Raw genomic sequence first — 2,457 nt, 5'->3', positions numbered from 1 at the left:
TCCAGCGACATGGTGACCCGGATCGGGCTGGATGACCGGCTGCTCTACGTCTCTCCGTCATGCGTGCGCATCACCGGCTGGACCGCCGAGGAACTGCTGAACACGTCGGCCCTGGCCGGCATTCACGCGGACGACATGGAACGGGTCGCTCAGGCCATCACCGCGCTGAAGAGCGGCGAGGCCGAGGAAGCGCGGTTCGTCTATCGCCAGCGTCATCGCGACAAGGGGGAGATCTGGGCGGAGGCGGCGCTGCACGTGACGGTGGCATCGGACAGCGGCGCGATCGACGGCGTCGTCGCGGTCGTGCGCGACATGACCGAGCAGAAGGATCTCCAGGACAAGCTCGCTTCGCTTGCGAGGACCGACGGCCTCACCGGCCTTGCCAACCGGCGCGCATTCGACGAACGCCTCGCCGACGAATGGGCGCGCGCCCGGCGCGATGGCACGCAGCTTTCGCTCCTGCTGATCGACGTCGATCATTTCAAGNNGCTACGGCGGCGAGGAATTCGCCGTGTTGTTGCCGAACACAGGTCCGGATGGCTGCGTGGAGGTCGCGGAAGCGGTTCGGCAGGCGCTGTCCGATCTTGCCATGCTGCATGCGCAAAATCCGCCCTCCCGGCTGGTCACGGTAAGCGTCGGCGCCGCAACCGGTCTTCCGTCGCTGACCTCCACGGACTTCAGCACGCTGGTCGCTGCGGCCGACCGCGCGCTCTATGCCGCGAAGGACAGCGGCCGCGATCGGCTGGTGATGTCGGGACAGGTCGTGCCTTGGCCCGCGAAGAGCGCGTGAAGGGACCCATCGCTCACCAGCCGTAGCGAACGCTGCCCTTGCCGGCGTAGCTGCGGGTGACGCTGGAGAACTCGCCTTCGAACGTGGCCGCCGCCGACCAGCCGTTCAGCCACTTCATCTCGACCGAAGCCGTCGTGAGCGCGGCGTCGCGGGCCTGCGCTGCGCCGCTGACGACGAAGCTTGCGACCGGGAGCGCCTGAAAGGTTGCTGCGGCGGTACGATCGGGATTGAAATCATGCGCCCAGGCGACACGGCCGCGCAGGGCCAACACGCCGTCCAGCGTCGCGAACGACCTGTCGGTACGCAGGCCGAGCTCGCTGCGGCCATCGGTCACGCTTTTCGCGGCGTAGCTCAAGGCAAATGCCGATGAGCCGGAGACGGCCTGTTCGGCATAGGCCGGCAGGTCGAGCGTCGTGAACTGCGCCGCGCCATAAGGCGTGAGGCCGATCCCACCGATCCACGACGCGACCAGGCGGTAGCCGCCTTCGAGACGACCGGAATAGGCATTGGCGTCGAACGCGGCGCGCAGGCGATCGGCGCCGGCGATCGTCACGGTGCGATCGGTGGTGATGTTCTGCCAACCATAGGCCAGCGCGGCGGAGACGTAGGCCGGGCCGTTCGCGTGGTGCAGATAGGCGCCGGCCTGGAACAGGTCGGAGCGACCCGAGCCGAGGCCGTTCACGCCGAAGCTGGTGCCGCCACCGGCGAGCGCGAAGCCGAGCTTCGTGGACGGTGAGAGCCGATAGTCGGCTCCGACCACGGTGCCGGCGATGCGGCTCGTGGTGTCATTCGAGCCGGCCGCAGCATTGCCGTCGGTCGATTGCGATCCGCCGAAGCCGGCAGCCCACACGCTCCAGGACTGCGCAAAGGTCTGCGGCCCGGCTTTTGTCATCATCGCAAATGCATCGGTGCGCTTGCGTGCGGCGTAGGCGCTGGCCTGATCCTCCTCGGCAAACCCGGTTGCGCCGCTGGCCGAACCCGGCCCGCCCTCGCGTGACGCGACGGGATCGGTGAGCAGGCCCATGAACTGGCTCATGGCGTTGAACGTGGTCTGCTGCGAGCCCGTTCCCGGCTCGCCGGAAGCCTGCGTCAGGCCAGCCGGCGTCAGCGCACCATAGAGCGCGGCGATTCCGCCGTTGGTGTTGAAGAAATTCGTCAGCGCGTCGCCGACATGCTGCTGGTTGCCGTTGAGGCCGGTCGGAATTCCAAAGTTCAGGACCAGGTCGAGATAGACGTCGTTGGCATCATAGCTCAAGCCAGCGCTTCTGATGTTGCCCGGCAGGCCGGTCGTGACCAGCGAGCCGAATGTGCCGCTGACCCCGCCACTCGCGGTCAGGATAGTGTAGCGCTTCGGGATGTAGCTGCCGCTCGCGAACCCCGCGCCTACCGTGGCGCCGCCGAGCGTCGCCGCACCGCTAACGGAGGCGAACGAGGCCACCGCGGGACTGACCTGGACCAGATAGACCGCGCCGGACGCGAAAGCGAGGCTGCCGCTCACGGCCATCGACGTGCCGGCCGTGCCGTTGCCCGGTGCGAAGATGCCCCCGCTGCCGATCACGGTCGACCCGACCGTGCCACTGCCGCTGAGTGCCGCGCCGTTCTGGACCGTCGTCAGACTGGATGACGCGATCGATCCGTTCACCTGCAATGTGCCGCCGCTGACGGTG

The 2,457-nt window shown here is 67.9% G+C and carries 1 protein-coding gene and 1 pseudogene; one reads left to right on the top strand and one right to left on the bottom strand.

All coding sequences use genetic code 11. The features are described 5' to 3' along the window. Window positions 1–790: pseudogene (locus AABA86_RS33790) on the top strand (GGDEF domain-containing protein); the annotation flags it as partial. 13 nt (window positions 791–803) lie between these two features. Here the strand turns inward: AABA86_RS33790 and AABA86_RS33785 are convergent. Continuing rightward, window positions 804–2,457: autotransporter domain-containing protein (locus AABA86_RS33785; protein ID WP_338309819.1), on the bottom strand; the 1,654-nt coding region annotated here is incomplete at its 5' end.

This window comes from Bradyrhizobium sp. TM233 (genome assembly GCF_036247965.1).
In the GTDB taxonomy this organism is placed as follows: Bacteria; Pseudomonadota; Alphaproteobacteria; order Rhizobiales; family Xanthobacteraceae; genus Bradyrhizobium; species Bradyrhizobium ottawaense.
This window is presented reverse-complemented; position numbering and strand designations above follow the sequence as displayed.